Source organism: Okeania sp. SIO2C2 (assembly GCF_010692625.1).
Classification (GTDB): Bacteria; Cyanobacteriota; Cyanobacteriia; order Cyanobacteriales; family Microcoleaceae; genus Okeania; species Okeania hirsuta.
In genome coordinates this window covers 25,423-51,789 of the sequence record NZ_JAAHGM010000003.1, presented here as the reverse complement: position 1 = coordinate 51,789, position 26,367 = coordinate 25,423, and the positions used below count along the sequence as shown (strand labels likewise).

The following is a 26,367-nucleotide window of genomic DNA, read 5'->3' as shown; positions in this document are numbered from 1 at the left end:
ATTTTGGCATATACATAATTATGAAGCTCAAAGTACCTATAAAGAAAAGATTACAATTACTCTTTGTTTTTTTAGCAGGAGGGGTTACATTTTATTTTCTAATCACTAAGTTTGGCTTCCTAATGCCATTGACAGAAGTGCTATCAGTAGCGTGTTTTTCCTCCTGTCAGTCTGAGAAATCTTTTCATCCTTCAATAAAAGGCGAAAACCTTTTAAATTACGAAAAATCCTGACAACAACTCTTGGAAAAAGAGCCAAACCGAGAAGGTATATCAATTCTTGTCGAGAAATCCAAATTTAGATTAACAATTTTCTCTAATCTTAAACCTCTAAAGTCGTATCCTATTGTATTGGGTAGCTCCCCAACTGGAGACAAACTTTATGAAGGAGATCGAAAACCCCTGAAGGAGTTTATTATATTCGCGATCTCTACCCGCACCCAAGTTGGTGAACCTATCCCACTATTTTTAACAGGCTTATTTGTTGAAATTAAATATACTTTAAAAGCTTAATTTTTCGTTTTTAACTCTCAAAATATTTAGGGTTTTTAGCAAAAATCTTATTACTGGGATAGGTTCGTCTAAATTTATTTGGATAGATTATCCAAGACCCGAATCTTGGCGCGAGCATTTCCAGGCGAAATTTTCTGGTCATATTAACTGGCAACTCCCAATTGGTGGAGAAATCGGTATTCATGGAGTGCCAGCAGGTCAGGATTCTCTGATTGAAAAACGGTTAAATTGGACATTGGGGTGTATCTCTCTCAAAAATCACGATGTGGATGAGATTTACAGTTTTGTAGATACTGGAACTGTTGTTGAAATTGTTCCCTAGCTTTGTGTTAGCATTCAGTTGTAGTTAGAGCAGCTTGCTTAGAATTCCGGGAGCGATCGCTTGACTTTGAATTTACAGTTTCTCAGTTAACTTTATTAATTCATAATGGCTTTGTTGCACTAATATCCTGAAACCCTTACAGGGCAGCACTTTCTCATTTATCTGTTTTATTGGTAAACCCTTGTTTTATAATGCTTCTAGCACTTTCATGCAACAAAGCCATTCATAATGGTAAGCGGTGGGATAAATGTTCTATACTGCACCTTGACGATTCATATCAAATCCGTCTAATTGCACATCGCTAACTAAAGTTAAATTCAGCAAACCTGATGTGGAAATATTTACATCAATCCACTCTTTAGTCTCTTTAGGATTTTTAATGTATTGTTTTTTGATATTCTGCTTCAGTAATACTTACCAGTTTTCTTGCATTTTAAACTCTTTTTTTAAAGTGTATTGGCTTGTTTTTGTAGCCATTTTATAAGCTTTTGATATGTGTTGAACCAGCTTTTATAATTTTTATCATTAGGGTCAATAGCAGAATAACGTATATCTATAAAGTGTTGACCGATGCGTTTCTCAACTTCATCCAACCATCCTCACACTTTGTGAAATTTATCAATTCTAGATTTAAGTTTATTATGCCTCTTTAATACTTCTGTGTAGCTATGTCCTGGATTATTGTCATTTGTTTTCCATTCTCACGGTCGAATAACTTACAAAATTCGTTAAAATTCCTAAAATTTTCGGTAAATTCTTAACAGAATATTCTTCCAAATCAACTGTCATAGTTTGAGATTCTAACTCTAAAAACTGCCAAGTAGTTCCAGTAGTAACAACCCCATAAATTAGAGGAATTTCGTTATTTTCTCTTTGATTAAAAACTTGGGCTGCGACCATTTCTGCCATACATTGAGCCAAACCAGATTTGATATTATCGTTTTTCGCTTCCACCAAAGCAACAACTGGCGCTTCAATCAAAAGTTGCAAAGAGGAACAGCTAATAATAAAGTCACAAAAACCATTCAATCCCTGTTCGATATCAATATTAAATTCTACACCAGAAAAAATGCTTATTTGATTGTCTAACTGTTTTTTGATTGCAAATAAAATCGGCGCAATAATTAACTCTGATCGTGCTTTTTCTGTACCAATAGCGACTGCTAACGGTAAGTAATATTGCAATGCTTCTTGTAAAAATTGACTGGGTGGAATTTCTGGCAAGTCATTAAATTTTCCCACGGTTTCAACTATTGTTAAATTAAAGGTTTTTTGCAACTCTTCTATAGTGAATTTACTGTAAGACATTGGTTTTAATTTTTGGGGGGGGTATGTTCTAATCTTTGTTTTGATTGCTATATTTAGGATTTGCTGAAAAAGTCTTTTAGTAGGGGGAGGAGACAACCCACCCCTAACCCCTCCCAGGAGGGAAAGACAGGAGAAATGGGGAATTTACAGGAGGTAGAAGTCCACTACAAATTTGGCTACAAAAAATATTAGTCAAGTGCAGCACGAGAACGTGCTATTTTAGCTAAAGATATGATTTTAGTACGACCGATCGCTTGAGAAAAACCTAATCCTAACCGAAATATTTCTGCTATATGATAATTATCTCCTTCTCGAATAATTACACCATTGTCTTCTAATATTTTCAGTTTTTCTAAAGATAATAATTGCATATTCTCCCTTGTAAAAGGAGTTTTTTTGCTTTTTTCAGGTAAGTTGTTCAAATCAGTAAATATTTTTTCTAAGACTGTATTTTCTAAGGAAATTTCCTCAATTTTCTGAATACTACATTCTGTTAGTGCATCTCTAATTCCTGTAGGAATCAAAAGACGATCCTCGAATCGAGTATCATTGATTGAATTGCTCGCTGCTAAAGATAAAAGACGCACTAAATCTCTAGATTGAATTTGTGCATTGAAGTCAGAAAGTGCATCTAATACCCATTTAGCAGAACGTGCTTCTTTGGAGCGATCGCTACCTAATTTTTTACCCCACAAAGGAACTAGCTCTCTAGCTAATTCCTCTTCGCCCATTTCTCGAAGTTTATCAATCTCAAGCCTTTCAATAATCTTAAACTTGCCGATCACCCATACTACCAACCTTAATGCTTCTTCCCGACTCCACTTAAGAGCAAAAGGTCGATAACGATCCATCATTTGAGCAGCATTTTGGTGAATGGCAGCAACTACCATATCTCGTCGAATAAAAATTACAATTCCTAAAGGACGACCAGGTTGCTGTTCTAACCATAGAGGAACCTCCTGAAGCAAAGCGCGTAATGCTGTTTGTTGGTTTTTATCATCGGCAAAGTTTTGGAACAAGTCTTCTAAACCATCAATGACAAAAACAACTTGCTGGTCTTGTTGCGTTAAATACTCAGTCAACTTCTGACCTGCATCCTTATTTTCTGGTTGAAAACCAATTGCCCATGCCATTATATCGAGCCAGATTTTTCGCCACTGACCCTCATGGAGTTTAGTCTGACAATTATCTGAAATCCAATCCCGAATACTTGTGGCATCTTGAGGTCGATCAAAACCTAAAGCACCTACAGTTTTATTTCGTCTTTCTGTTACTAAATTTTGAGCGTTAGAGTCAAGGTTTCTTGATTCTAAAATGGGGACAATTAAAGCTTGAGAATCTACTTCAATAGCACCAGCATCTCTAGCAAAAGTTCCCCAGTTTTCTCGACGCACAATTTGTAAAAATGTATAAGTTTTTCCCGAACCTTTTGCACCAACTATTACAGTAATGGGAAGACTATTTTGATAGCGGGATGCTAAGTTTCTTAGAGGGGTAGTAGCAAAAAAATCACTGATTTCTGAAGACCTTTCAGCATATACCAATTTTTCAGCTTTTTCCTTAAGACTTTTTCTTTTAGATGTTAAACTTTTCTCTTCAATGAGTTGAGTGTCATCTATTGGCAGCCACTCTAAAAATGTACGCATTTTTTCTACAATTCCTGACTGTTGAAGAATAATTATGACATCTTCCAAACTCTGGGGTAATACTAATAAATTTTCTGCAAATGGTGTAATTATTCTCACAGGTTCTCGGTCTTTCTCTAGAAAAGGTTGAATAGTTTCTAAAAGTCTTTCTTCTGGTTCTACTATTAAATATTTCAACTGTTCGTTTTCAGGAACTTTAGTAAAAATTACGGCAGGTAATGGATTTTCTTCTACAGTGGAAATAGCTCTCTCTGCTATTAGTTCTAAAAGTTGCTTTGTACCCGCCACTGATTGTTCGCTTAATGTAGTCACAAATACACGATAAACTCTTGGATCTAAAATTAAACCTGTAGCAAGTTCAGATAGTCCTGAACGAAGGTCAATTATCACAATATCTACCCCTAAAGCTTTTCCTAAATTGGCTAAAATTTCTGTTAGTAAAAAGGGATTTTTAGCACCTTTAATGAGATGTTCTGGTTTAACTTCTAAGGTAGTAAATTTTCTAGTGGAACGAAAGGCAGGTAAAAAATAAATACCATCAATTAAAGCACTTTTTAGGCGATCGCTGACTAATTTAATTGCCTCTTCAGCAGTGGGAGCTGAGTCTCCATGAGCTAAGGCTAAAAAGTCAGCAAAAGAAATAGGAGGATTAGGCAATCTTCCCTCTAACATCCAACTTATTCCTGGTGCTTCTAGGTCTCCATCTACCACAAGAACCTTTCGTTTTTTGGTAGTTTTTTCTTGAATCAAAGCTTGAGCTAAAGCTAGGACATGAGTTGTTCTTCCTACCCCTCCTTTAAAAGAATGAAAAGCGACAATTGGAGGAATATTTGATGGAAATATTTCTGGAGGTTGAATATCTCGATCTTGAGGCTCGAACCAAATAACTCCTGGTCTTGATAAACTAGGTATTAATTTAGGAGTAGGAGCTTGTTCATCCGTTTCTTCAAACCAAATAGGAAGAGTTCTTTCTTCTCCTTTAATACTTTCTAATATTATGAAACAGTCTGTCATTTCTTCAGTTTTACCTGCTCGGAATCTCGGCTCAAAAATTTCTTCTAGCCACTCTTTAGCTTCTGCTTTTTTTCCCACACAAATTCCGATACTTAATTCATCCCAATAGCATCGAGCAAAAACTAACCATTTAGGCAATTCATCAGATTTTATTCGTAGCAAAACATCTTCTACATCAACCCAAGTATAAAGCCGAATATCTGAAGGTATCATCGGTTAATATTCTCCTCTATATAATTACAAACATTTTTTAGCCACTCAACTAACTTTTTTTCATCTTCTGGTTTTATTTTAATTCCGTATCGCCATACCTGATGCGCTTTTTCTATGTCTAAACTAGAACCGCCCTTAGCTAGATGAAAATGAGGTGTAGCTCCAACTTGATTAGCAGAAATTTTAAGTTCTTTTATCCATCTGTCTAAATTATGTCCATCTTTTGATAGTAATGCCTGGTTTTGTATTTTATCAGTTTTTGATAAGTTATTCCCTTTTAAATAAATACTTTTTAATCCGCATTCAGCAGCATAAAATAGTAACAGATAAGAGCAGATTCCGGAGATTTTTTTTGCTTCTTTCTTATGAGCATAAAAAGCTTGCCGTAAATCACTCTGACCTGCGGGAATCATTTGAGAACCTAGTTTATTTTTTTTATTTTTAAGTTGGAAAACTTGTTTTTTTAAGTCATGCAAAGAAGCGATCACCTCTGGCATTTGGGCAGGTTCAATTAGTGATTCTGTATAATTGAGTAAGTCCTCGATCGCCTTTAGTGTTAGTGAATCAAGCTTTAGTTCAGAAAAGTCTAAATTTGACAGAGGATTAAACATAATAGCTTTAATTATAGGATTTTGATGAAGTTCTGTCTATACCATCATTATTAAAAACATTAGTAGACCGACACATCTAAAATTTTGCAATAGCTAGGGGCAGGTTTGTTTTTGAAATTAACGAGTTTAACTATTGGATAAAATAAACCCGCCCCAAAATCTAACGCACAAAATTAGCTGTGTCAGTCCACTACAAATTTAGCTGATAGCTGATAGCTGACTGCTGACTGCTTCTTTAACTATAAGCTTCTATCGGCAAACAAGAACAGACAAAGTTACGATCGCCAAAAGCATTATCAACCCTTCCCACAGCAGGCCAAAACTTATGCTCCCGCGTCCAAGGTGCGGGATAAGCGGCACGTTGTCGAGAATAACCATGTTTCCACTCATCCACCATCAAACTCTCAGCAGTATGAGGCGCATTCTTCAACAAATTATCCTGTTTATCTGCTTTCCCAGTTTCAATTTCTTCTATTTCCTGGCGAATCAAAATCATCGCTTCACAAAAACGGTCTAACTCTTCCTTAGACTCACTTTCTGTTGGCTCCACCATAATTGTTCCCGCTACAGGCCAAGAAACCGTCGGCGCGTGAAAACCATAGTCCATCAAACGTTTGGCAATATCTTCCACTTCAATACCAGCCAATTTTTTCAACGGACGCAAATCCAAAATGCACTCGTGAGCAATAAACCCATGCTTACCTTTATACAAAACTGGATAATAATTCTCCAACCGTTGAGCAATATAATTAGCATTCAAAATTGCTACTTTAGTCGCTTCAGTCAAACCATCCGCACCCATCATGGCAATATACATCCAAGAAATTGGCAGAATACTCGCACTACCCCAAGGTGCAGCAGATACCGCTCCACTAGAATTTTCTCCACCAATATTAATCACAGAATGACCTGGTAAAAACTTTGCTAAATGAGATTGAACGCCTATGGGACCCATTCCCGGACCACCGCCACCGTGAGGAATACAAAAAGTCTTGTGCAAATTCAAATGACAAACATCTGCTCCTATTTCTGCGGGGCGACATAAACCTACCTGAGCATTCATATTCGCTCCATCCATATAAACTTGACCGCCGTTACTGTGGATAATTTCGCATATTTCTGAAATTTCTTCCTCAAATACACCGTGGGTTGAGGGATAAGTAACCATAATGGCGGCTAAGTTATCTTTGTGTTTTTCTGTCTTCGTCTTTAGATCGGCGATATCTATATTTCCTTGTTTATCGCATTTGACGACTACAACTTTTAACCCACTCATCACCGCTGAAGCAGGGTTTGTACCGTGAGCAGATTCAGGAATCAAACAAATATTGCGATGTGCTTCCCCACGGTGAGCGTGATATTCACGAATTACTAATAAACCTGTATATTCTCCCTGGGAACCTGCATTTGGTTGTAGAGAGATGGCGCTAAAACCTGTGATTTCTGCTAACCATTCCTCTAGTTGTTCAAACATTATTTGATAACCTTTGGTTTGAGAAGTGGGGGCGAAAGGGTGAATTTTGGCAAATTCCGGCCAGGTTACAGGTATCATCTCTGCTGTAGAGTTGAGTTTCATTGTACAGGAACCTAACGGTATCATTGATGTTGTCAGGGATAAGTCTTTTGCCTGTAAACGGTGGAGGTAACGTAATAGTTCGGTTTCTGAGTGGTAGCTGTTAAATACTGGGTGAGTTAAATAACTGCTGGTGCGGGAGTATGAACTCTGAGCAAGAGGGGAAATGTTTTCTATGTCTGGTAATGCTTCTCCACCAGCAAAAATTTCCCACAAATTTTGCACATCTATATTAGTTGTGGTTTCATCTAGGGAAATGCTGAAAGTTCGATCGTCGAGACTCCGGAGATTAATACCTGCTGAAACAGCAGCATCAATAATTTCTTTTGCACTTTTCAGGGGAGAGTCAGCACCTAATTTTACCCGAATAGTATCAAAAAATGGTTCTCTACCAATTTGATAACCAAGCTGCTTTAAACCTGCTGCCAATTTTGATGTTAAATTATGGATATTTTCGGCAATTTCTTTTAAACCATCCGGACCGTGATAAACTGCATACATACCTGCCATTACTGCTAGCAAAACTTGAGCAGTACAAATATTACTCGTTGCTTTCTCCCTGCGAATATGTTGTTCTCTTGTTTGCAATGCTAACCTTAGCGCTGGGTTGCCGTTAGAATCTTGAGAAACTCCGACAATACGACCTGGAGTTTGTCGTTTATAAGCTTCTTTTGTGGCAAAATAGGCAGCATGAGGACCGCCATATCCTAGAGACACGCCAAAACGTTGAGTATTACCTACAGCAATATCAGCACCAAATTCTCCGGGAGGTGTTAACAAAGTCAAGCTGAGTAAGTCAGCAGCAACAGTAACTAAACCACCGACTTCGTGAACTTTTGCCACAAATTCGCGGTAATCATAAATTGCTCCGTCGGTTGCAGGATATTGGAGGAGTGCGCCGAATATTGGTTTGTCAAAGGTGAAGGTGCGAAAGTCGCCAACGATAACTTCTATTCCTAATGGTTGCGCTCTAGTTTTCACCACTTCAATATTCTGAGGATGGCAGTTAGAGTCAACAAAAAAAGCTTCTGCTTTAGTTTTACACTGACCGTAACTCATACTCATTGCTTCCGCTGCTGCTGTAGCTTCGTCGAGTAGGGAAGCGTTAGCTATTTCTAAACCTGTTAAGTCTGTAATCATGGTTTGAAAATTCAGCAATGCTTCCATTCGTCCTTGAGCTATTTCTGCTTGATAAGGAGTGTAAGCAGTGTACCAACCAGGGTTTTCTAGGATATTGCGGAGGATGACTGGTGGAGTGATGCAGTCGTAATAACCCATTCCTATGAAGGAACGAAAGACTTGGTTTTTAGACGCTATTTCTTTGATTTGGGCAAGAGCAGCAGTCTCGCTCAGAGATTTTGGTAGATTTAGGGGTTTTTGGTATCGAATTACTTGTGGAACTGTTTTGTCAATTAGGTCATCTAGGGAGGAAATACTTAATACTGTCAACATTTTTTGAATTGCGTCGGAGGCTGGGCCAATATGCCTTGGGCAAAAGTTAGTAGATTTCTGGCCGTTATTCTGGTGTTGTGGTTGATAGGTTGACTTTGTATTAGATTTGTGTATTGCTACCACTTTTATATTCCTTGGAGTTAACTTCTGATTAAGTTTTAACAAAAATTCATAACTTCATGGGAGATCAAATAATTTTTTTAGTTTAGAGGCCAAATTTTGGGATTGTCAATTCAGTTATCAGTTATCAGTAGGCATCTCCGGAAAAGAGGGAGTAGGGAGTAGGGGTTAGGCAGTAAAGGGAAAGAATTGATAATTTCTGTGGGATAATTGATTTGATTTTTTATTATTGGAACTGAAATAATACGGAATCGAAACTTTTCAGTATGAAGATATTTTCAACAATTAATTATTAATTATTACCTCTCCTTAAAAAGAAGAGGATTGACGCGGTAGGGAAAATTTTTTCTTCTCTTGGTCGATTGGATATGGCGAGGAGACCTTGCCATCCCACCCTACGGGAAGCTGCGCTTTTTCCTAGGTCATGCTCCGCAAATATGTTGCGTAGCAAAACGACCGCTTTTTTCTCCTTTAAAGGAGAGGCTTTAAACCTTAATTATTCGGTAAAAGTTTATACTATTGCTGTAATATAGCAATCCTAAATTGGTTGTGACAAATCAAAAAGTAGATAAAAAAACTGAAACTCTTACCTGTTCCCTGTTCCCTGTTTCCTGTTCCCTAAAAACAGTAAGATTTTTATACACAAATAAAATAGGATTACTATAGTATTTTTTTGACTATGAAAATAAAATTTATTGCTGCTGGCTTAGGAATTTTGAGTATTTTATCAGTATCATTTAGTGTAGTTAAGTTACGCCAGAATCAAGTACTCGATCGTACTGTTAATTATGCTCAAATTGAAACTTGGCAGCATGACTCAAGAGAAGATTTTTTTAATTGGGAATCTATTTTAGAACAAATTAATAGTTTGCCTTTGTTCAGATATACTATAGGAATTACTTTCATATTTTTCTTTATTTTTGTCTTTGCAATCTATCGGGAAAAAGAGTTAAACCCGATTACAATGAAGCCAGAAAGGGTTCATCCAGTTATCTACTTGAATAACCTCTTATCCTCTATAGCTAAGAAAGAACCTTGGGAAGTTTTTGAGAAAATATTTTTGCCTGTTTTTATCGGTTTAATTGCCAGTTTTATTACTTACGATTTAGAACAAATTCAAGAACAAATTGCTGATAAACGCCTCCACGAACAAATATGGGAAAACTACCTGAAAGAAATACGAGAAATTTTGGTAGACCGACCAAATATTAATAATACTGATACGGATAAATTTGATTATTTAGATTTAATTAGGGCTAATACATTAGCTTTATCAATTCGTTTAGAAGATAATAAAATACTCAAAGGATTATTATTACAATTTCTATATGATACAGAATTAATTCGATGCAGACAATTAGATGCAGATTGCAATCGAATAGTTTCTCTGGATCGAGTTAATCTAGAAAATTCTCAATTAATGAATGCTAATTTAGAAAAAGCCAAGTTAAGTGGTACTAATTTTACTCATGCCAAATTGACAAATTCTACTTTGGTAGAAGCTGATTTAAGTTATGCAAGATTAGTAGAAGCTAAACTTAATAATGCCAACTTATATCAAGCAAATCTCAGTTTTGCTACATTAAATAATGCTGATTTGCGAGGTGCAGATTTAAGTCAAGCTAACTTAACTAATGCGAATCTTAGTGGTGCAAAACTGGATAAAAAAACAACGTTGTTATTTGCTACTTTGTGTCAAACAATTATGCCAGATGGAAAAATTTCTAATGAACAATGTCCTTAGCGATCGCCCAGGGTGATATAGCAGCAAGTTCTTTGGCGTTTGACAATAAATTTGAGTGGTTTGTGCAGCATTCCGCACCGGAATTGGGAGTAAGGAGTAGGGGGTAGGGAATAGAGGAATGTCCGCGTCCTATTTGCGTAGTCCTATAGATGAAGCATATCTTCAACAATTAATTATTAACAATTACCTCGCTTGAAAACCGATTAGGATTGGCAAACAGGATTTTTTTTTCTTTATTTCTTCAAAGAAGAAGATGCTTTCAACCTTAATTATTCGGTAAAAACTACAAAGATTTCAGGAACTAATTATTGTCAATTCCTGCTGTAGTTTAATAACATTTACAAACAGTCTCTAAAATTTTGGATTTTCATTAACACTTTGCCAGATTTGTTTACAACGCTCTGGATTCAGTGTTTGGTCAAAATACTTTCCCTCTCTCTCTGATTTTTTTAAGATTTCCAGACTTTCATTACTATCTATATCTCCGTTATCAATAGCCTTCTTAAGTGCCATGGTTCCAGCACGTCTAGCAGACTGATAAATAGATGCTTCCGAAGGATTTTTAGCAGCATTATTTGTACACCAACTCATAGCACCAATCATCTGAGAAATTTTTTCCCCATTCCATGTTTCTGCTTTTACAGATATAGGTATTAAGCCGATTATGACAGTTAAACTAAACCATATATATTTTTTCATTGTACTACCCCGACTATATTTTTTTTATATATTCCTATTATATCAGATCACCTTCAAATTATCATAATCCGGGAATTAAGATAGCCACATTAACTAAAAAAAATATCAGCCATGCTTGACCAGATAAATTCACAAAAAACAATTTATGATGAGGAAGAAAATAACATTAATACCACTAACTTCTGCAGATAAAATAAGGCAGAAAAGTTAATAAATGCAGATAAGTTCAATAATTGATAATTGATAATTACCTCTCCCTAAAAGGAAGAGGATTGAATAAAAGGAACATTTTTTCTTCTCTTGGTCGATTGGATATGGCGAGGAGACCCGAAGAGTGACAGAGCCGCTCCGAAGTACGCCATCCCACCCTACGGGAAGCTGCGCTAACGACCGCTTGTTTCTCCTTTAAAGGAGAGGATTTTTACCTTAATTATTCGGTAAATAATCCGAAAAATACTTATTTAACTAGATACTATTTCAAATAACTTAGTCAGAAAAAGTCATTTCAGTTATCAGTTAGCCTCCAATGGTCGGAACTGCGGACTTCAGTACCGACCGCTGTTTGCGCAGCATTCCGTAGGAAAGCCAGAGGCTTGAAATACTGAAGTTTACTTTTTTTCATCCCCTTTTAAGGCTATGCTTTATAAACATCTTTCTTAACATAAAAATTGACAAAATCGACAAGTTATGTGTATGTCTTGGAGCGGCTTTTTTCGGAGAAAAGTGTATTGAAAAATACATTTTTTTGAGAACTGTAGACAATATTTTGGCCACCCACACTTCCCACCCTCCCCACAAGGTTTTCAGGAGTTCCTTATAAGGGATAACTTTTAAGGGGAGGCTTGAGACCCTCTTTTTTGGTCATAAAAAATCTACACCCTGCTGAAAAATTTTCATCATTTAAAGCTGATATAATTTCCGTTTAATAGCGTGAAAAAAAACTTTCTTCTCCTGTTCCTGATTTTTTCCTCCTGACTCCTGAGTTCTTACTCCTCCGTCATTAGAGAAAATAAGGCAGAAAAATTAATAAACGCAGATCAGGTAAATAATCTGAAAAATACTTATTTAACTAGATACTATTTCAAATAACTTAGGCAGAAAAAGTCAGAAAAAAGTCTACCCATGCTGAAAAATTTTCATCATTTAAGGCTTATCTCATATCCGTTTAATAGCGTGAAAAAAACTTTCTTCTCCTGTTCCTAATTTTTTCCTCATGAGTTCTGACTCCTCCATCGTTTTCGACCAATCCTTGTAGAGATGTTCTATGGAACATCTCTACATTCTTTTTTGGAAGTATATAATAAACTTAGTACCTACTCTCCCTCTACCATTTCACGATACTCCTCAGCAGAATAAATATCATCTCCATCTAGTTCATCAGGGTCTTTAACACGTACCTTCATTAGCCAACCCTCTATGTATGGGTCTTCTTCTGATAACCGCTCTGGACTTTCTAATATTTCTTCATTGCGGTCTATTACTGTACCAGTAATAGGAGCTTTCAAGTCTTCAACTGCTTTGACAGACTCAACACTACCACACGATCCCTCTTTTTCTATTTGATCTCCTACCTCTGGAAGCTCCAGAAATACAATATCCCCCAACTGTTCAATAGCATAAGCACTAATACCAATAGTGGCAATTTCGCCATCCATTCTTACATATTCGTGGGTTTCAAGATACTTGAGGTCATCTGGAAATTCTAATTGCATTTATATTCCTCGCAATAGTACAAATAATGCTAGCCAGCTCAACACTAGACCTGCGTTACAAATTATTCCGTATAGAATAATATAGGTAAATATCCAGTTCTTTCTTATGGATAAGAAAAATATTATAGGACTACTTATAGGGAAATTTTCTGTTCTTAGGCTAATCAGATCTACCCTAATTATCTATGTCCTTGTTGGTTTGTGGGCTTTCTTTTTCTCAGATTGGCTGATTTTTTTACCCCGTCCATCTAGCTATCAAGAAAACCAGGAATTTGTCAAGCTTCAGTCTAGTAATACAGTCCAAATTACAGGTGTTTATTTAGCATTACCCAAAGCAAAGTATACTATTCTCTACAGTCATGGTAATGCTGAAGACCTAGGGGAAATTTTGCCCAGGTTGCGAGATTTGCGAGATATTGGGTTTAGTATATTTTCCTACGACTATCAGGGTTATGGAACAAGTCAGGGAAACCCTTCAGTTAAAAATGCCTACCAAGATATTAATGCAGCTTATGAATACTTGATCCAGCAGTTGGGCATACCTACAAACCAAATTATTGTTTATGGACGTTCAGTTGGTGGAGGGCCTTCAGTAGATTTGGCATCCCGGCAGTCTGTGGCTGGTTTAGTAGTTGAAAGTTCATTTACAACTGCGTTTCGGGTTGTGACGCGTATCCCTATTTATCCCTTTGACAGGTTTCGCAATATTGATAAGATAAAAAATGTTAATTGCCCAGTTTTGGTAATCCACGGAAATGTTGACCGAGTGATTCCTTTTTCCCAGGGGAAACAACTTTTTAACACAGCTAATGAGCCTAAGCTTTCCTTTTGGGTTGATGGTGCTGGTCATATTGATTTATTAGAAGTGGCGGGTGAAAAGTATGAAAAAGTGATGATTGAGTTTGCTAATTTGGTGCAACAAAATCAATAACAGGAATTAAGTTTGATTCAAGAATAATTTTAAGTTTCTTGATACTTATATCATGTCCAATTAAGTACTTATAAATAACAACCGAGGAGTCAGGAGTCAGGAGGGAAGAATCAGGAAAAAGAGAAGAAAGTTTTTCATCACCCTATTAAACGGACATAATATTACCTAAAATCTGATAGAGCCAATTATCTATAAATTTGTATTTCATCCAGTTTCTAACTGCTATACATACTTCTTTTTTTCCCTTGCTAATTGTGCTTTTGCATTTTGCCACATTTGTTCAAACTCCGCCAAAGTATACTCAGAAAGAGGACGGTTGCACATTGTTTCTACTAAAGCAAACCGTTGCAAAAATCGATGATTAGTTCCTTGTAAAGCTTGTTCTGGATTCAAATCATACCACCTGGCCAATTGCACCAACACAAATAAAATATCTCCCATTTCTGCTTGTTGATGTTCCTGATCTTCAGATTGTAAAGCTTCTTCAAACTCCCCAACTTCTTCGTGAAATTTTCTCCAAACTCCTTCAATATTTTCCCATTCAAAACCAAGAGCAGCAGCTTTTTTAGAAATTTTCATTGCTGCCATAAGTGGAGGTAACTGTCGAGCGTATCGACTGAGTTTTGTACTAAATAAATCATTAGTTTCTCCTTTTTCTGCTGCTTTGATTTGTTCCCAATTTTGCTTAACTTCTTCTGTACTATTTACTTTCACATCTCCAAATACATGAGGATGTCTTCTAATCATTTTTTGATTAATCTTTTGAGCGACTTCAGCTAAGGTAAAATCATTTGCTTCACTAGCTATTTGTGCTTGCAAAACCACCTGTAATAATAAATCTCCTAATTCATCAACTACTGCTTCTTTCTCTCCGCTTTTTATTGCATCAACTGCTTCATAAGCTTCTTCAATAATGTAAGGAGTTAAAGTTTCTGAAGTTTGAGCTAAATCCCAGGGACACCCCCCATCTGGAGAACGTAATTTTGCTACTATTTCTATTAGTTCTTGTAACGCAGTCAATGTTGAATCCATATTAGATAACAAAATAGTTTAATTTTAATATTAAATAAGTAAAATCCTTGCTAATGTTTAGCCTATTGTCTATAGAGCAGACTTCCAAACTCATTACTAGAATATTTTTGTCCTACAGTAATTTTGCTGTTATTTAAGTTTAAGGAAAAAAACAGTATTTATAGCTAATTAAGAGGATTTGATCTAGCAGCCATCTTTGATGATTATATAATAAATATTCTGGAAAAAGGCAGCGTGGATCAAGATTTTCAAACTGTTTATCTAGAAAAGACCTCTCCAGAAAAGGTTCTCAAACCCTTACGCCACCGTTCTAAAATTGTTATTTTTGGAGAGGTCTAAAGTTTAGGATTTATGACAACTCTTACGGGTGAGTACTTGTATTTCTACTTAAGTAAGTAGGTAAGCTTAGTGAATCCATATATCTTAACTATAATCATACACATATTTACATATATTCAATTTATTAAATTTTGATCCCAATTTATTAAAAAATAACTGGTATCGTTACAGAATTATATATTATAGTTATACCAAATTAATATGAAGTTGCATAGAATAATATTTTAATCAGAGTTGATTGTAGATCAAGATATACAAGTTAATAAATTTCATAATTCTGTGCCACCGCGCCACCCAATACCTAACACGTAATTCTGTGCAACCTCACATAAAATTGGTATTAGTTATAGATAACAATATTGAGTACTTTGCTCAATTTACTTACTTAAATTTTATAAGAATAATTACTGATTTACCTACATTTACAGTCATAAATTTATCATAGTATCCAACTATATAGATTATTATCTATCAAGTAGTGTGCAATGAAATAATTAAACCTTTTTTTATTTGTGACCAAGATATAGGCCACATAATCTATACATATTAGATAAAACAAACAAATCTATTAAGAAATAAAATTAAGCAATTTTTATCAGATCTGATGATCTTCTGAGGATTGTGCTAGAAAAGTTAAAGATAGCCATGATAATATATTCCAGATGTGCAAGCAAACTATCAGGAATATTTTGATAAATAGTATCTATTGATACAAAAATACGAGGAATTCCCTTAATATGTTTGCTTTGTATGAGTCATATATCAGATTCATTTATTGTGCCTAATTTAGAGGTGAAAAGTCAATTTTTATCTTTAGAGTCAACTATACAGGAACTACCTCTGCAAGACTTTCAAATTGCATCTAGCTACCTTGGGAAAGATATTGCAACTGTGTTTGAAGCCAACCCTTTGCTGCCTGGTGTGATTTTGAGAGATCGGCAAGATAAATTAGTTGGTATGATTTCCCGAAGATTATTTTTTGAAAAAATGGGAAGTCGCTATGGTATGGAGATGTTTTACAAGCTACCTATAGAAGCTTTATATCATGTCTCCAAAACAGATATATCTATTCTTCCTGGTAATACGTTAATAGTAGAAGCAGCACAAAAATCTTTGCAGAGACAGCCTGAGTTATTATATGACCCAATAGTTGTAGAAATAGAAGCTAATGTTTATAGACTTTTGGATGTGCATCAGTTATTAGTCGCTCAGTCAAATATTCACAAACTTACGAATTATCTACTACAAAAACAAACTCAGGCAAAAGCTATTCAAACGGAGAAAATGGCAAGCTTGGGAAGAATGGTTGCCGGGGTAGCCCATGAAATTAGAAATCCTGTTAACTGTATTTGGAATAATTTAATATTTCTAACTTCTTATTTAGAAGAAATTACTAAGCTTTTATCTGCTTATGATCAAATATCAGAGCCATCTCCAATTATCAATCGAATTAAAGAACAAATAGATTATGATTCTTTACAAGAAGAATTAGCTGAGACGACTCAAGGTATTAAACTTGGCTCAGAACAACTGCTGAAAATTGTGAATAGTCTTCGCAATTTTTCTCACATGGATGAGTCTCAAAAGAAACAAGCATATATCCATGAATGTATAGATAGTAGCTTACTTATTTTAAATAATCGTCTTAAAAATGGTATCAAAATTCTTAAGAATTATTGTACAAATTTACCAATGATTAGTTGCTATTCTGGTCAACTTAGCCAAGTATTTATGAATCTAATTAGTAATAGTATTGATGCACTTAATGAAAAATTAGCTGAATTGGACTTGTGTGATTGGCAACCTCAAATTGAAATAAGCACAGAAGTCATAGTTAGGAAAGAGTCTGATTGGCTGACTATTAGAATAGCTGATAATGGGCAAGGTATTCCTCTAGAAATACAAGATCGAATCTTTGAAAATTTTTTTACCACTAAACCTGTAGGTAAAGGAACAGGTATGGGTCTAGCTATTTGTTACCAAATTATTACTGAAAAACATGGTGGAAAGCTTAAACTAAATTCCTTACCAGGCAAGGGTACTGAATTTGAAATTATTATACCAATAGTTTAATTGAATACTGTTCACGCTCTAGAAAAGAAAAAATATAAATCAGACAGTCCTTACTGAAAAAAAAAGAGCAGAGGATCTTTACCAAGAGAATTTCTTAAAAGCCTGAAGCGGAAATTATAGACGTATTATTTATAGATATATTATTTCCAATAGACATCTCCAGAAATTAGATTTTCACCTGTACAGGATAAGGGTTTCAGATTCTTTTTCAGATATATGTATCAGATATATGTAATAGTAGTATACTGCAAATTATAAAATTTTTAGGGTAAAAACAGAAGCTCAAATCCTACCTAAATATACTCTTTCCCTACTTTTTTTCAAATTTTTTAGTGGTAAATGGCAAAACTTCTGTTATACTTGAATTACTAGGTGGAGTTTCCAGGGATTTTAAACCTGTGGAGAAGATAAGTTACAGACTGGGGTCAGTGGTCTTCAGTGTTTGCGCAGCATTGCGTCAGCACGCGCAGGAAGCTAGCTCCAAAGCTCAAAATACCGTTTTGGGTAAGTTTGGGTAAGTTTAGTCGAATGGTATCCTATCATATTATATACTTTATACTTTCAACTGAACTTCTTAACCATAAATACTCTTTACCGTGCCAAATCGAAATTTCTTAGTTTCTTTATTCATTACCCTTGGCCTATGGGGCACTACAGTGAAACCGATGCTGGGACAAGCATTAGTTCCTCACATACTACAGCTAAACTCAGCTCAATTGGAACAAACGGGTTTAAGTTTAGCTGAGGAAGCTGTACAGTTAGCAAGATTTCAACAATTTGAGTTAGCTTTATCAAGAGCTGAATTGGCCACTGAGTTAGCTCCGAATAGTCAACAGACCTGGGCACTATTAGGCAGTCTATACATTCAAGCGGAAGAGTTAGAAGAAGGTATTACAGCTTTAGAACAAGCTCAAGAACTCGATCCAAGTAATGCTGAGATTCGATTTGTTCTTGGTAGAGCTTACTTTCAAAAAGCTGATTATGGAGAAGCGATCAAGCAGTTAAGAGCAGGTTTGAAGTTCAAACCAGATAGTCCTGGTGCTTTATTCGATCTAGGTAATGCTTATTACAAACGTGGTAAATTTAAAAGAGCGATCGATCAATATGAAGAAGCTTATTCCCTCGAAAAAAATCTATGGCCTGCAATTAATAATATTGGCTTAGTTGAGTACGAGATGGGAAATGTGGATGATGCGATCGCAAAATGGCGTGAAGCTATCTCTTTAGATAGTAAGGCAGCAGAACCACTTCTAGCGCTATCAGTAGCTCTCTACACTAAAGGGGATAAACAACAAGGTTTTGCTATGGGAGAAAAAGCTCTACAACTAGATAGCAGATATGCAGATATTGATTATCTTGACCAAAATTTGTGGGGAGAACGTTTGCTGGAGGATGCAAAAAGGTTTCTGGCAACTCCGCGTATTCAAGAAACTTTAGCTCAAATAGAAGATTTACCACCTTCGTCTCCAGATCGGGTTTCTCCATGAGTTAGTGCCGCTACGCGGAAGTTAAAAGTCAAAATTCAAAAGTCAAAATTCAAAAGTATTGATTTGTAATTGTTTTAGGATTTTGTAACCAGTTATTTCCGCCATCCTGCACTAGGGTCAGATACAACATTTAGTTCTATGTTGCAGAATATCGCGTCATTCAAAGCAGCTAAAGTGTCTTCAGAGGAGGATCTACGCTTTCAAGGTAAAATAGCCAGATGTCGTTTCTACAAAAGTTATACCGGGTGACTGTCGCTAACATGAGGAAACCTCCTCTCAATAGACATTTGATACCTATTGCTGTTGATAATAGGCTGCAATATTTTCTCTGTCAAGATCGTATTGTTGGATCGTCACTAATTGTTTGACGTGATATGTCGGAAGAACTACCTATTGGTGCAGATATTCTCTGTGCAAGCTGTTTTTGAAGTAAAAGCATTTCTTGTTTCCGTCTTTTGTCTAGATTTTTATTAGGTAATGAAGCCAGTAGATACAAAGAAGCAAAAGGCCAATAAATGATTGAAACCAAAAACCATAATATACCAGAATAGCCCATTTTTCTTGCATTGTAGCCGACTACAATGCTCCATAAAATCGCACCTATTAAGCTGCCTATACCTGTCATATTAACTTCTATTTTAGAATAGCCTCATTATAAATTTTTTTCCGCGATCATATATTCTTTTAGCTTATTTAGAAAAACCTTTGTTTTTTTTGTTGAATAACGAACTTTATACCGGTCTTTTTTCCATCAGGTAAACGGTAATCAATTTGACAACATTTTAGTGATAATATTATTTTTTTGTAATTGAAAATTGTAGAGTAAGGAACTGTCCTTATTGTTTTTACAAGGATAACATTTTGATAGACAGGCTGTATTAAGGGAATAGAAAATTTACTAACACTTCCTTCAAATATTAAAGCAGTATCATTGAAAAAGACTGAACCCTTTCCATAAAATTGTATTTTATATGGCACATATCTGACATTAAACTGCATGATTACTTATCCATATTTAATTGACATATTTTTTTAAGATCGGAAAATTCAAAGCTATAACTAGATATAGCGAGGTAATAATCACATACCTGTTTACATTCTTCATATAGATCTACCTCAAAATAGCCATTGGCTAAGAGAAGAGTTACACCAAAATTATAAGGGTCAACATTAGGATCGATTTCTTCTAATACTTGGCTGGGAGGTTCGGGAATACTAAGTAATATTTTTTTTGATAAATCTTGTTCTGTATCTCCTTCAAATGGCTTAATACCTGTCAGTAAACTATAAGCACAAACACCCAATGCCCACAAATCTGAAGTCTTTAAATTATAAGAAATAGCAGCGTGTAAATTACTGATTTGATGAGAATCATCATCAATCCAAAAACCACAAGTTGGCGATCGCCCGATAATAGCCCAATCTTTAAAAACACAATGAACTTCGTTGTTGCTCCCTTTCAAATTTAAAATAATTCTATCTTCTTGAATAAAATCTATTTTTTCTTCAAGTTCAGAACGTTCTTTCTCAGCCTCTTCTAACTCTCTTTGAGAATTTAATTTATGAGTAGGATTTGGTTCAGTAGCAATAGCTTTTCTTAAGCCACGAATTTTTGTAGACAATACTTCCCATTGTTCTTGAAGCTCAGTATTTTTATCCATAAAAGTAATACCTGGTTGTGATATCTAGTCAAGTTGTTGTTCGATTTCCTCAATTTTTGACTTAATTTCATTAAGTTCTCTCTGGGTTTCTTCTATGTCCGTATCTCGCTTAAGCTTCACAATAGGATCGACTTCAGTAGCACGACTGTATTGTTAATTTCTAGAGATGTCTATTATTAGAAGCTATTCGAGGAGCATATCTTCAGTAAGAAGCTTGAAATACTGAATTTTCCCAGAATTTTCCCATTGACTTTAATCATGCTATCCGGCGAACGCTAACTTTATCTATAATTATCTAACAATATTTTTATCTATTTCAAACCATCAATAATTTGTACAAAATGGAGATAAATTAGGTCGTTCATTAATGGATAATGGATAATTGATAATTACCTATGGTTAAAACCGTTACGGAATTGAATATAAGGAAATCTCCTAGCACTTTTTTTTCCCTTAAAAGGGGAGGCTTTAAACCAGAATTATTTAATTATTAATTATTAATTATTAATTATTCGGTAAAACTAATCTAGTTACCAAAAAAAAATTCTCATACAAATTAAAGTTGCTATAATTGCTAAAATCTATAAATTACAACTTTTTATTTTTTCTTTTCCGCCAAAATAAGCTATGACAAATTATCAATATCAAGTCGGTGGATGTTTACCAATTGATTCTCCCACCTATATTAAACGTCAAGCAGATTTAGAATTATATCGTGGATTAAAAGCAGGAGAATTTTGTTATGTTCTTAATTCTCGACAGATGGGTAAGTCTAGTTTGCGAATACAAACTATGGAAATTTTACAAACGGAAGGAATTATTTGTGCTGGTATCGATCTAAGTGCAATTGGTAATTTAGACATTACTCCCGAACAGTGGTATGCAAGTGTAATTGACAGTATTGTTAGTAGTTTAGATTTGTACGATCGCTTCGATTTAACAAGTTGGTGGTTTGAGCATAATAATTTATCTTATGGGCAGCGTTTTAGCAAATTTATTCAATCGATTATTCTCAAGTTAATTTCCCGAAATATTATAATTTTTATTGATGAAATTGATAGTACCCTCAGTTTAAAATTTCAAGTAGATGATTTTTTTAGGGTGATTCGCTCTTGTTACGATAAAAGAGGGCAAAATCAGGAATATAAACGTTTAACTTTTTCTTTTTTTGGTGTAGCTACTCCTGCCGATCTAATTAGAGATAAAATTGGGAGTCCTTTTAACATTGGTCGTGGAATAGAATTAACTGGTTTTAGTTTCAAAGAAGCTCAACCTTTAGTAACAGGATTAGCTACAAAATATAATAATAATCAACAAATATTACAAGCAATATTAAATTGGACTGGGGGGCAACCTTTTCTGACTCAGAAGCTATGCCAACTCATCCTAAAATCTGAGTCTTTTATTCCCCTTGGTAGGGAGAAAGAATGGGTAGAAAATTTTGTCCGAAGCATGATAATAGAGAATTGGGAAAGTCAGGATGAACCACAACATTTACGGACGATTCGCGACCGCCTTTTATTAAGTAATCAACGTCAGAAGTTATTATTGTTATATCAAAAAATTTTGCAGACAAAAGGAGTAAAAGTTAATCAAAGTCCTGAACAATTAGAATTAAGATTAACTGGGTTAGTTGTTCATAACCGAGGTAAGTTAAAGGTTTATAATCGCATTTATGAAGCAATTTTTAATCTAAATTGGATAAATAATGTTTTGCCAGAAGCGGGAATAGTAAAAGATAGTAAATATCTGCGAAATTCGGATACTAACTTATCAATAAATCGGCAGGAATATCGAAATAGTCAGATATTGTTGAACAAGGTAAAAAATTATTGGGTTAAAGGTGTTCTAGAAACTTCCTTGCACGGTAAAGTATTAATTGAACTAGGATTAGAAGAACGAAAAAATGCAGTAAATCGTCCTTGGGGTTTACTGTGGTCAGACTTAGAAAATCCCCAACAAGAATTACCGCCCGGTACTCGAATTATTGATAAATTTGATGAGTTAGGTGCGGGGCGAACTTTATTAATTTTGGGTGAACCTGGTTCTGGCAAAACGACAACTTTATTAGAATTAGCACGAGATTTAATTAATAGAACTGAAGCTGATTTAACTCAACCAATACCTGTTGTTTTTAACTTGTCTTCTTGGGAGGGTAAAAAACAAGCGATCGCTGATTGGTTAGTTATAGAATTACATACTAAATATCAAGTTTCTCAACAAATTAGCAAAGCTTGGATACAAGAACAAAAGTTACTTTTATTGCTGGATGGTTTAGATGAAGTTAGTAGAGAAAAACGAGAAGATTGTGTAGATGCTTTGAATAAATTCTGTCAAGAATACGGGCAGACAGAAATAGTAGTTTGTAGCCGGATTCGTGATTATGAAGCTCTTGCAAGTCAGTTGAAATTTCAAGCAGCTATATATTTACAGCCCTTAAGTTTAGAGCAAATTCAAGAATATTTAAAAAATGCAGGTTCAGAATTAGCAGCAGTCAGAAAAGCATTAGAATCTGATGTTAAATTGCAAGAATTTTCCCGCTCTCCTTTGATTTTAAGTATTATCAGTTTAGCCTATCAAGGAATATCAATTGAAGAATTACCTAGTCCCAGTAATACTGAACTAAGGGAACATTTATTTAATGCTTATATTGAGCGAATGTTTAAGCGTCGTTCGGTTAATATTCTCTATTCTCAAGAGAAAGTAAAAAAATGGCTAATTTGGTTAGCAAAGCAAATGGTAAGCGAGTCAGAAACTGTATTTTTAATTGAAAGAATGCAGCCAACTTGGCTACGAAATAAAATTTATATTATTGGTTATATTATTACTCTTTTGACGATAATATTCTTCGTATTATGGAACCTATTTTATCGATTTTTAACTTTGCCTAAAATGGCGTTACTTGTAGCATTTTGTTTTGTATATTTTTGGCGTTTTTTTGGATTTAAAACTATTCAAACAGTCACTACTTTGAGATGGTTAGGAAAATATACTATCAACCAAGTAGTTATTGGCATAACTATCGGACTAATTTCTGGTATATTATCTGCAGTTATTTTCTACTATAATTTAAAAATTCCTAATCAAATTAGTCATCCTCTACTTAGAGGAGTAATAGCTGGATTAAGCTTAGGGCTAATTCTAGGAATAGTTCGTGGTATGACAGGTCCAGGAATAGAAGAAGTAACTGTTCCCAATCAAGGAATTTGGCAGTCAACTAAAAATGCTTTTATCTTTGGTTTAGTTGGTGCAATAGTAATGACTTTAGCTGCTAAATTATTAGACTGGTACTTCATAGCTTGGGGTGAATATGGGTTAATTTTCGGATTAGCTGTGGGAGGAGGGGAAGCTTGTGTCAAACATTTTATTTTACGAATTATTTTGTATTTTAATGGTTATATCCCTTGGAATTATACTCGTTTTCTTAACTATGCAACTCAGTTGATTTTTCTACAGAAAGTAGGAGGTGGCTATATTTTTATTCATCGATTATTGTTAGAACATTTTGCCAGAATGCTGTTAAAGTAAGAAAACGCCTTGCATTGCTTTGCGGGATGATTTAGGAATTTGGGATTTGGGATTAAGGAATTGCCGGAGTTCCTTCGTTTTCAAAGAAGTTGAGGCATTCAGCGATACGACACCTCTAATTATTGATTCAACTGATTTCATCAAAAATCTGAAAAAAGTTCTCAATCTCTTACAGCATATTTCGGTCAAATGATGTACAGGACAAATGCTTAAAGTTTCCTAGTGCGGGATCTTGCCCGCGATTGGTCTACCTCATAACAAAGGAAAGCGCTGTATGCTCTAAATTCGGGCTAGAATTTTCAGAAAAAATGCTGAGTTGGCAACCTGGAGTAAAAGACTCTCAACTATTATTTATAGGGGAATTGTCATCTTTTGCCCAAACTTGGTATTATACAGTAATTAATTCTAGGTAAATTTGCCCGATGAATTTAAGCCTTTAGTAGAAGAGTGCGGACCGTTTTCTGAAGCTCTATATTAATATCGTTATCAAGATCGTTATAATTCTTGATAGTGCTGATAATTCAGAACTAAATAATTTTGCTCGTACTCCCCTCGGTTCGAGCGTAATCGAGAGTTGCTTCGTAAGGAGTCACTCCCGATGTTGCCGATCGCTCCTTGATTTCACCCACCAAAAAGCGAACAACAGCTCTGACGACCTCGTGAGCAAGAGGTTTGTCAAAAGGAATGCCAGCATTAGAATGTCGCCAGAACCATTCAATTCGGGAAGTCAGCGCTCCTCCTAACGTAAGCACTTGACCTGGTAAGGCAAAAATACCCTGTTGCTGAATCCGCTGCATCAATTTGATGCCCGCATCCCCCGCCGGAATTGCCATATTGTGCGCTAATAGTAAGATCGTTCCCGAAGGAATTGTCTCCCACAAGGAGTTTTCCAATTCCTGACCGACTGTGGTAGCTACGATCGCCCCGCCCCGTTCTAAACATTCTACGGTAAATGCTTTGTATCGAGAAGCTAATTTAATCGCACCTTTGGGAGAAGCAATTCCCTTGGTAGAATCATCGTAAGCTAAATCGCAGACTGCTAGATTTGGATACTCTTCCTTCAGAAAATACTCGAGTACGTCGCTGCCCATCGCCCCCACCGAACCTATTAGCGTCACTGGATTATTTTTGCCTTCTGGGATACCAACTGCTTCAACGGCAGCAATAACACCTGTTGCCGCATAAGAAGACTTGCCCCCGCAGCCACCTTCCTCGCAGCGAATGCCTAATGAGTGAGGCGTAAACTGATTCAGGGTGTCTGCCAATCCCGCAAACCGACCGAAGTCTGGGGTGAGCTTAATTTTTCCGCCAGTTTGGTTGAGAAAATTGCCGATTTCTTTAAATATGGGCGAAATGGAATCTTCCCATTGGGGGTGTAGAGGATCGGTGAGGATCGAAAAAGTTTCTGGACTTTTAGGTTTGATGACGCAACGAGCACCACCAACTTTACTATTGAGGAAACCTGCGGGAAGGCGATTCCTGTAGGAGTCCACCACCCCTTGACGCAATGCCGCATTAATCAAATAATTTTTAAAAGCACTTTCGTCTCGCATCAAAGAAATGCAGACCTCTTGAGCTTCTGAGTTCTCAACTTCAGGACTCACCATCCGAGTGCCTCCATAGGAGTAGTCAACATTGCGATCGTTATCGCAGGCAATAAAGATATCTGCCAAGGAATGTTCTAGTCTTTCTATAGTTGACTTCATTTTACACCACCTAATATTTTGTGTTTGCTCTGTTTGAAAATTGGGAATTAATCTTGTTTCGCACTGAAGGGTTGAAACCTTTGTTCTGGATTCTTAAATGCTTTAAACTCTAAAACGTTACCGCAAGGATCGTTAAAATAAATCGTTCCTTGCTCGCCGATTTTTCCCACAAAACGAACTCGCGGTCCGATGGTAAACTCGATCCCTTTGCTTTTTAAACGCTCTACCAGTTCTTCCCATTCGTCCCACTCCAAAACTACTCCAAAATGGCGCACGGGAATGTGTAGTGGGGTTTGGTCGCGATCGACGTGATTGGACGGAATCTTTCTGGTGGCCTCTTCTGGATGCAAATAAGCGGAGATGGAACTGCCGTAAAGGTTGAAATCGATCCAAAGCTCTGTACTTCGCCCTTCTTGGCAACCAATTACATTGCAATAGAAGTCACGAGTTTCTTCTAGATCGGCTACGGGGAAAGCTAAATGGAAAGGTTTTAAGTCCATTCTGTACTCTTACTCTCTAAAAACATTTTTTGTATGCTACTCTTATAGCCTTGGCTTAAAAGTAAAGTTTAATTATTTTTTAACAAGAAGGCAGAAGTACGAAGACAGAGGGTCAAAGGCAATCTGCCTGGTACCTAAGAGCGACGGTCGGGAGCAAGGGTTTAAATCCCCCACGCTCACTCGG

At 35.9% G+C, this 26,367-nt stretch carries 18 protein-coding genes; 7 read left to right on the top strand and 11 right to left on the bottom strand.

From position 1 onward, the window contains the following. Nucleotides 1-534: 534 nt before the first annotated feature. Nucleotides 535-834: a L,D-transpeptidase gene (locus F6K18_RS02435; RefSeq protein ID WP_353735001.1), complete on the top strand. Its 300-nt coding sequence runs from the start codon at nucleotides 535-537 to the stop codon at nucleotides 832-834. A gap of 684 nt (nucleotides 835-1,518) precedes the next feature. Here the strand turns inward: F6K18_RS02435 and F6K18_RS02430 are convergent. Further along, nucleotides 1,519-2,142, bottom strand: coding sequence for a hypothetical protein (locus tag F6K18_RS02430; protein ID WP_287518315.1), 624 nt, complete (start codon nucleotides 2,140-2,142; stop codon nucleotides 1,519-1,521). Between the two features lie 60 nt (nucleotides 2,143-2,202). Between F6K18_RS02430 and F6K18_RS02425 the strand changes: the two genes are divergently transcribed. Then, entirely contained in the window at nucleotides 2,203-2,334 is a 132-nt protein-coding gene (locus tag F6K18_RS02425; protein ID WP_287518313.1) for a hypothetical protein, read from the top strand. Here the strand turns inward: F6K18_RS02425 and F6K18_RS02420 are convergent. The 3 genes from F6K18_RS02420 to gcvP form a co-directional block, all read right to left on the bottom strand. Continuing rightward, the gene (locus F6K18_RS02420) at nucleotides 2,331-5,015 is read right to left on the bottom strand and encodes a ParA family protein (RefSeq protein ID WP_287518312.1); all 2,685 of its coding nucleotides are present in this window, start codon (nucleotides 5,013-5,015) and stop codon (nucleotides 2,331-2,333) included. The two genes, F6K18_RS02425 and F6K18_RS02420, sit on opposite strands and share 4 nt — an antisense overlap. Then, nucleotides 5,012-5,512 (bottom strand): hypothetical protein, encoded by a 501-nt coding sequence (locus tag F6K18_RS02415; RefSeq protein ID WP_287518310.1) that lies wholly within the window; start codon nucleotides 5,510-5,512, stop codon nucleotides 5,012-5,014. The genes F6K18_RS02420 and F6K18_RS02415 overlap by 4 nt, the downstream gene beginning before the upstream one ends. Before the next feature lie 349 nt (nucleotides 5,513-5,861). Then, the gene (gcvP, locus tag F6K18_RS02410) at nucleotides 5,862-8,774 is read right to left on the bottom strand and encodes an aminomethyl-transferring glycine dehydrogenase (RefSeq protein WP_353734988.1); all 2,913 of its coding nucleotides are present in this window, start codon (nucleotides 8,772-8,774) and stop codon (nucleotides 5,862-5,864) included. Between the two features lie 676 nt (nucleotides 8,775-9,450). On the opposite strand from gcvP, the gene F6K18_RS02405 reads away from it, so the two are divergent. Further along, nucleotides 9,451-10,515: a pentapeptide repeat-containing protein gene (locus tag F6K18_RS02405; RefSeq protein WP_287518308.1), complete on the top strand. Its 1,065-nt coding sequence runs from the start codon at nucleotides 9,451-9,453 to the stop codon at nucleotides 10,513-10,515. A gap of 351 nt (nucleotides 10,516-10,866) precedes the next feature. On the opposite strand, the gene F6K18_RS02400 is transcribed toward F6K18_RS02405, so the two are convergent. Next, nucleotides 10,867-11,214 (bottom strand): hypothetical protein, encoded by a 348-nt coding sequence (locus F6K18_RS02400; protein ID WP_287518306.1) that lies wholly within the window; start codon nucleotides 11,212-11,214, stop codon nucleotides 10,867-10,869. A 1,313-nt stretch (nucleotides 11,215-12,527) separates the two neighbouring features. After that, complete coding sequence (gene gcvH / locus F6K18_RS02395) at nucleotides 12,528-12,926, bottom strand: glycine cleavage system protein GcvH (RefSeq protein WP_287518303.1); 399 nt, start codon at nucleotides 12,924-12,926, stop codon at nucleotides 12,528-12,530. Nucleotides 12,927-13,032: 106 nt separating this feature from the next. Between gcvH and F6K18_RS02390 the strand changes: the two genes are divergently transcribed. Beyond that, nucleotides 13,033-13,857 (top strand): alpha/beta hydrolase, encoded by an 825-nt coding sequence (locus tag F6K18_RS02390; protein ID WP_287518301.1) that lies wholly within the window; start codon nucleotides 13,033-13,035, stop codon nucleotides 13,855-13,857. 222 nt (nucleotides 13,858-14,079) lie between these two features. On the opposite strand, the gene mazG is transcribed toward F6K18_RS02390, so the two are convergent. Continuing rightward, nucleotides 14,080-14,889 (bottom strand): nucleoside triphosphate pyrophosphohydrolase, encoded by an 810-nt coding sequence (mazG, locus tag F6K18_RS02385; protein ID WP_287518298.1) that lies wholly within the window; start codon nucleotides 14,887-14,889, stop codon nucleotides 14,080-14,082. A 1,089-nt stretch (nucleotides 14,890-15,978) separates the two neighbouring features. Between mazG and F6K18_RS02380 the strand changes: the two genes are divergently transcribed. Together F6K18_RS02380 and F6K18_RS02375 are read left to right on the top strand one after the other, a co-directional pair. Next, nucleotides 15,979-17,301 carry an ATP-binding protein gene (locus tag F6K18_RS02380; RefSeq protein WP_287518296.1) on the top strand — a complete coding sequence of 441 codons (1,323 nt, stop codon included), beginning with the start codon at nucleotides 15,979-15,981 and terminating at the stop codon, nucleotides 17,299-17,301. 665 nt (nucleotides 17,302-17,966) lie between these two features. Then, nucleotides 17,967-18,788: a tetratricopeptide repeat protein gene (locus tag F6K18_RS02375; RefSeq protein WP_287518294.1), complete on the top strand. Its 822-nt coding sequence runs from the start codon at nucleotides 17,967-17,969 to the stop codon at nucleotides 18,786-18,788. 331 nt (nucleotides 18,789-19,119) lie between these two features. Here the strand turns inward: F6K18_RS02375 and F6K18_RS02370 are convergent, their stop codons facing one another. Then, nucleotides 19,120-19,413, bottom strand: a complete 294-nt coding sequence (locus F6K18_RS02370; RefSeq protein WP_287518291.1) for a hypothetical protein — start codon at nucleotides 19,411-19,413, stop codon at nucleotides 19,120-19,122. A 376-nt stretch (nucleotides 19,414-19,789) separates the two neighbouring features. Further along, nucleotides 19,790-20,449 (bottom strand): hypothetical protein, encoded by a 660-nt coding sequence (locus tag F6K18_RS02365; protein WP_287518288.1) that lies wholly within the window; start codon nucleotides 20,447-20,449, stop codon nucleotides 19,790-19,792. Between the two features lie 627 nt (nucleotides 20,450-21,076). On the opposite strand from F6K18_RS02365, the gene F6K18_RS02360 reads away from it, so the two are divergent. Continuing rightward, nucleotides 21,077-23,977: an AAA-like domain-containing protein gene (locus F6K18_RS02360; RefSeq protein ID WP_287518286.1), complete on the top strand. Its 2,901-nt coding sequence runs from the start codon at nucleotides 21,077-21,079 to the stop codon at nucleotides 23,975-23,977. A gap of 527 nt (nucleotides 23,978-24,504) precedes the next feature. On the opposite strand, the gene F6K18_RS02355 is transcribed toward F6K18_RS02360, so the two are convergent. After that, on the bottom strand, nucleotides 24,505-25,683 hold the full coding sequence (locus F6K18_RS02355) for a hypothetical protein (protein WP_287518285.1): 1,179 nt from the start codon (nucleotides 25,681-25,683) through the stop codon (nucleotides 24,505-24,507). A 47-nt stretch (nucleotides 25,684-25,730) separates the two neighbouring features. Continuing rightward, nucleotides 25,731-26,183 carry a VOC family protein gene (locus F6K18_RS02350; RefSeq protein WP_287518282.1) on the bottom strand — a complete coding sequence of 151 codons (453 nt, stop codon included), beginning with the start codon at nucleotides 26,181-26,183 and terminating at the stop codon, nucleotides 25,731-25,733. Between the last annotated feature and the right edge of the window lie 184 nt (nucleotides 26,184-26,367).

Excerpts from the sequence above, each read along its gene's own strand:
- F6K18_RS02430 (WP_287518315.1), bottom strand. The coding sequence starts at position 2,142 with ATGTCTTACAGTAAATTCACTATAGAAGAGTTGCAAAAAACCTTTAAT.
- F6K18_RS02405 (WP_287518308.1), top strand. The coding sequence starts at position 9,451 with ATGAAAATAAAATTTATTGCTGCTGGCTTAGGAATTTTGAGTATTTTA.
- F6K18_RS02355 (WP_287518285.1), bottom strand. The coding sequence starts at position 25,683 with ATGAAGTCAACTATAGAAAGACTAGAACATTCCTTGGCAGATATCTTT.
- F6K18_RS02375 (WP_287518294.1), top strand. The coding sequence starts at position 17,967 with ATGCTGGGACAAGCATTAGTTCCTCACATACTACAGCTAAACTCAGCT.
- mazG (WP_287518298.1), bottom strand. The coding sequence starts at position 14,889 with ATGGATTCAACATTGACTGCGTTACAAGAACTAATAGAAATAGTAGCA.
- F6K18_RS02370 (WP_287518291.1), bottom strand. The coding sequence starts at position 19,413 with ATGACAGGTATAGGCAGCTTAATAGGTGCGATTTTATGGAGCATTGTA.
- F6K18_RS02365 (WP_287518288.1), bottom strand. The coding sequence starts at position 20,449 with ATGGATAAAAATACTGAGCTTCAAGAACAATGGGAAGTATTGTCTACA.
- gcvH (WP_287518303.1), bottom strand. The coding sequence starts at position 12,926 with ATGCAATTAGAATTTCCAGATGACCTCAAGTATCTTGAAACCCACGAA.
- F6K18_RS02415 (WP_287518310.1), bottom strand. The coding sequence starts at position 5,512 with ATGCCAGAGGTGATCGCTTCTTTGCATGACTTAAAAAAACAAGTTTTC.
- F6K18_RS02400 (WP_287518306.1), bottom strand. The coding sequence starts at position 11,214 with ATGAAAAAATATATATGGTTTAGTTTAACTGTCATAATCGGCTTAATA.
- F6K18_RS02380 (WP_287518296.1), top strand. The coding sequence starts at position 15,979 with ATGAGTCATATATCAGATTCATTTATTGTGCCTAATTTAGAGGTGAAA.
- F6K18_RS02390 (WP_287518301.1), top strand. The coding sequence starts at position 13,033 with ATGGATAAGAAAAATATTATAGGACTACTTATAGGGAAATTTTCTGTT.
- F6K18_RS02350 (WP_287518282.1), bottom strand. The coding sequence starts at position 26,183 with ATGGACTTAAAACCTTTCCATTTAGCTTTCCCCGTAGCCGATCTAGAA.
- F6K18_RS02420 (WP_287518312.1), bottom strand. The coding sequence starts at position 5,015 with ATGATACCTTCAGATATTCGGCTTTATACTTGGGTTGATGTAGAAGAT.
- F6K18_RS02360 (WP_287518286.1), top strand. The coding sequence starts at position 21,077 with ATGACAAATTATCAATATCAAGTCGGTGGATGTTTACCAATTGATTCT.